Origin of the sequence: Rickettsia endosymbiont of Culicoides newsteadi, from assembly GCF_002259525.1 — a bacterium.
Classification (GTDB): domain Bacteria; phylum Pseudomonadota; class Alphaproteobacteria; order Rickettsiales; family Rickettsiaceae; genus Tisiphia.
The window spans coordinates 1-4,433 of the sequence record NZ_MWZE01000102.1; the positions used below are offsets into that span (position 1 = coordinate 1).

Here is a 4,433-nt window from a genome sequence, read left to right on the forward strand (position 1 = left end):
AATTTAAGGTAATTTATTAACTATAAGCCGGATACATGACTGCATTCGATTTTTTTGCTGTTATATATTATTTTTTTCTTGCATTATCGGGTAAGTCTATACATGGCTATATATAACCATAAAAATAATTAAGCACTAAGTGCTATTCTCAATTTATTTATTAAAAATCGTATAAATGACTCTAATAATATTAACTATAATTCTAATTAGTTTAATTTTTGCTCCCCTTGGTTGTCTAAGTTTATGGAAAAAATATATTTATTTTGGTGATGGTTTGTCGCATGCTAGTTTACTGGCTGGGAGTATTAGTCTTCTAATCCATTTGCCTGTTGTTTATTCGGGATTAATTGTCGCTATTATCTTTGCTATCTTAGTATTTACCTTAAAAAATAGATCAGGTGGCAGTAATGTGGTAATCTTGGTATCAAATTTTATGTTATCTTTGGCTTTGGTAATAAGTTATATGTATCCACTACAGATTAAGATTACTAGCCTATTATTTGGCGATATTTTATCTAGCTCCTTAAATGATATATTAATTTTATCAGTCATATTTCTGTTAGTTATTTTTTTCATTTGCTATTTCTACCGTCAGATTATTCTAATTGTAATTAATAGAGATATTGCTCAAATTAAAGGGATAAAAGTAAGAACCATTGAATTGGCATTTTTGTTACTTTTATCTTTATCAGTATTCTCGACTATTAAAATTGTTGGAGCACTACTTGTCACTAGTATTTTGTTGATTCCAACCATGACGGCTAGGATGATTTCTAGTAACCCTGCTCAAATGATTATCAATTCAGTTATCGTGGCTTTAATTGTAAATTTCCTTGGTTTAACAGCATCATTATATCTTGATGTACCAATTACCCCAATAATTACTGTAATAAATACTATGGTTTATTGTTTATTCTATATAATTTCACGAGCAACTAAAGTATAGCATAAAAATTGTAAGATGAGTTATATTACCGTATATTAAATCTATCATAGGTAATTTTATTATCTATCGATTCAATCAAGCTATCAGAAAATTCTTGCACGAAATCATGCCTTACCATACCAAGCTTTCTCTTAATCCATGATTGTTTATTAGCTACATATTTAATAGTGACATCCCCGTATTTCTTTTTTATAAAACTATACATATCATCTATACCATCAATTAAACCAAAATCAACAGCAGTTTGTCCAGACCAGAATTCTCCATTAAATAAAATATCATCTTCTTGAGTTAACTTACTGACTCGACGTTCTTTAACATAATCTATAAAATGTTGATGAATCTGTTTTTGTAGATGCTTAATAATTTTAATATCTTCCTTTTGCACTGGTTGAAATGGATCAAGAATAGATTTATTTTTACCTTCTGCATAGACTCTCCTTTCTATACCAAGCTTATCGATAGCAGCAGGGAACCCAAAACCAGTCGAAATAACTCCTATACTACCAATAATTGAACTCCTAGACGCATATATTTGGTCGCCAATGCAGGCAAGCCAATATCCACCAGATGCTGCTACATCTTCTACAAAACTATACACGGGTATTTTCTTTTCCTGAGCTAACAATCTTATACGTTTACTAATCAGCTCAGATTGCACAGGTGAACCACCTGGAGAATTTATACTTAAACATAGAGCCTCAAGATTTTTGATTTCAAAAGCCTTGTCAATTAACTCATGTAGTGACTCAATAGTTAGCCCTGATTTTATTGAGCTTACTTTACCGATAACTCCACTAAGGCGAAGAACCGCAATCACCGGTTTTGATCCCCCGGAACCTATTATAGGTAACAAGGAAAATAATTGTTCTAACTTACCTACTTGACGTTTAGCAATTACCTGTTCAAATTTCGTGTCGGCAATTGAATTTTTATTATGTGATTTACGCATTGGTTACTCCTTTTTTGTTTCTTCAGAAGCATTATGATCTTCTTTTATGTTTTGTTGTACTTCTAGTTTTTTATCTTTCTGTTCTTTAGGTGCTAACTGTTGATTAATCGGTTGATTAATCGTTTGTTCACGGTAACTATTCTTGGGTTCTGGATGATTTCCAGGAATATTTGACAAAATAATATTCCGAATTTCTGTATCGTACCAATTAATAATACCAACAAAACTTGCTAACATTTTTCCATCTGGACTAATTAGAATAGCAGTTGGTATACCAACTATTGAAAGAGCTTTAAATAATTGATTCCTAAAATCATGATAGATTGGTAAATATCTTATATCATAATTTTTATAATATTTTTGTATAACCTCTATGCCTTGGTAGTCTTGTGATACAGGAATTATAGCAAATGGTAGCTTTCTAAAATCTTTTTGCAATATATCTAAATCTGGCATTTCCTTAACACAAGATGCACACCATGTTGCCCAAAATACCAATAATATCGTTTTTCCTTCAAAATTATCAAGAGAATATTTTTCACCTTTATCATCGAAAAAAAATACCGTATCTGGAACGGGAGATGAATCAAGCATTTTTACGCCTGACTTGCTATAATCTAATGCAAAACTATTAGTGATGCACAATAAGTATGCTACAATCAAAAAAAACAGTTTACTATATTTTTTAATATACCTATAAACAATAGAATTATTGCCAACTAATTTATTAATTATCATGAAAAACAATATTTTTTTACCTCTAATATTATTAAGCTGCTTAATTTTAACTTCTTGTGGACTAAAAAAGCCATTAGAAAAGCCCATTGTAGAAGATTGTTGCGGATGTAAATAATCCAACCTTTAATATCTTTTGAATGTTCGTCCTGGCATCACAACCTTAAACTCATAAGTTTTGATGCCACTATGAACACTAGTCAGAACATGGCTAACTTCTCCGCAATTATCTAAATCAACCATTGAGTTAGATAAATATAACTTAGTTTGTAATTGCCCAAGATCCAAATGCTCAACTCTAATGTTTACATTAGCAGTTTCACGACCAATTTTACTAGGGTATATAGTAATAAAATAGAATTCCCCTTTATTATTGGTAGTAGCCGTACCAGACCCGGTAAAACTTGATTTACTTACAAGATTTAGCATTTTTTTATTGATACGAGTACGAAGTGGTATATAGGGATATTTTCCATCACTTCCAACTTGCCATAAATATATTTTTGCATCTGATACTGGAACGCAATGCTGGTCTAACAATATACCCTTCACTATAATTTTTGTACCACGATAGACCGATTGTTGACCTGTGCTTCTAAGTAAGTTATTGGATGATTGAAACTCTAGCGGTTCATAATCATTTATTGTACTCTTAGTAATCTTACAGCAATTAAGCCTATTAGGATAATAGTTAGGTTCACTTGCTATAGCAATAGTAGAACACAAACAGATTAGAAATAATAACTTTTTCATGTTTTGCCACTTATGTTTAATTAATTATCATAGACAGCCTTCTAGGTGATACAACTAGACCTCTTGTATAACCTAATCTAATTGGTAATTTTGTTATCAAAACTCGTCTCCGTTTCTCGCGTACATCTCAGTACGCTGCGGTACTCGACTTTGTTTCTCCTAAAAATTCCTCAATTATCTTTAGGTTATGCAAGAGGTCTACTGTCGAAAGTTAGAAAAGGAAGTAGTTTTAGAGGTCATAGCATACCCTACAATTTTTATTCTATAAGTATTAAACAGCATAAAAACGTCATTGCGAGGAGCCGCTAAAAGCGGCGACGCGGCAATCCAAGAAAAAGTGAATAGAAATGGATTGCTTTGTCAGTCTGGCGACCTCATCGCAATGACGGGTTTGTATGGTAATTACCCTAAGTTTATATTTACATACAATCTTTAGTTATAATTTAGCTTTCTTTTCAACTTTCAACAGTTATGGTGTCATCCCAATAAAGGAAATTCTGACATGTTGATAAACATAATAAACTTACCTTACGCATAAACCCCATGACAATTTAAAAATTTCGGAAAAGTACAAAACGCTATTAGCGAGACCACTACGTGGTCGAAGCAATCCACATTCATTAGATTGCTTCAATGCTACTAAAGTAGCTTCTCGCAATGACGCCAAGCTATTTTCTATATGACTTTTAAATGCCATGCGTAAGGTGAGTAATAAATTTACATTTTGCAATAGAAAGCATATTAGGTATGATTAGATAAGTAAATAATTTTTGTGATAATTACCTACTTTAATGTTAGTAGTAAATTACAAAGATTCCGTAAATTGTACGATTTACGAAATCTTTGTATTGATAGTTTTGATCGAAAATTGAGAACGTTCGCTGAGCTGTGTCAGTATAGAATATCATAGTCTAAAATTCAACCTATCAGGGAAGAAAATATCTAGCTGGGAAACGGTTACCGCCCAATCTGGGATTGGCATATTCCACTTTGCTGTAATCTGTTTTATAGCACAAAAAACCAATTTGAACAAGGCATTTTCACTTG

The 4,433-nt window shown here is 31.8% G+C and carries 4 protein-coding genes and 1 pseudogene; 1 reads left to right on the top strand and 4 read right to left on the bottom strand.

Going from position 1 to position 4,433, the window contains the following annotated elements:
- Positions 1 to 175 precede the first annotated feature (175 nt).
- Positions 176 to 946, top strand: coding sequence for a metal ABC transporter permease (locus RiCNE_RS06055; protein ID WP_094649688.1), 771 nt, complete (start codon positions 176 to 178; stop codon positions 944 to 946).
- A gap of 25 nt (positions 947 to 971) precedes the next feature.
- Here RiCNE_RS06055 and RiCNE_RS06060 read toward each other — a convergent pair whose 3' ends face one another.
- From RiCNE_RS06060 to RiCNE_RS08605, 4 genes and pseudogenes are all read right to left on the bottom strand, one after another.
- A complete protein-coding gene (locus RiCNE_RS06060) occupies positions 972 to 1,898 on the bottom strand; it encodes a S49 family peptidase (protein WP_094649689.1) in 927 nt (308 codons plus the stop codon).
- A 3-nt stretch (positions 1,899 to 1,901) separates the two neighbouring features.
- Positions 1,902 to 2,636, bottom strand: coding sequence for a TlpA disulfide reductase family protein (locus RiCNE_RS06065; RefSeq protein ID WP_094649691.1), 735 nt, complete (start codon positions 2,634 to 2,636; stop codon positions 1,902 to 1,904).
- Positions 2,637 to 2,759: 123 nt separating this feature from the next.
- Entirely contained in the window at positions 2,760 to 3,386 is a 627-nt protein-coding gene (locus RiCNE_RS06070; protein WP_094649690.1) for a dioxygenase family protein, read from the bottom strand.
- A 904-nt stretch (positions 3,387 to 4,290) separates the two neighbouring features.
- Positions 4,291 to 4,433 (bottom strand): annotated as a pseudogene (locus RiCNE_RS08605) (IS256 family transposase); the annotation flags it as partial.

Coding starts and splice junctions, on each gene's coding strand:
- RiCNE_RS06070 (WP_094649690.1), bottom strand. CDS start 3,386: ATGAAAAAGTTATTATTTCTAATCTGTTTGTGTTCTACTATTGCTATA.
- RiCNE_RS06065 (WP_094649691.1), bottom strand. CDS start 2,636: ATGATAATTAATAAATTAGTTGGCAATAATTCTATTGTTTATAGGTAT.
- RiCNE_RS06060 (WP_094649689.1), bottom strand. CDS start 1,898: ATGCGTAAATCACATAATAAAAATTCAATTGCCGACACGAAATTTGAA.
- RiCNE_RS06055 (WP_094649688.1), top strand. CDS start 176: ATGACTCTAATAATATTAACTATAATTCTAATTAGTTTAATTTTTGCT.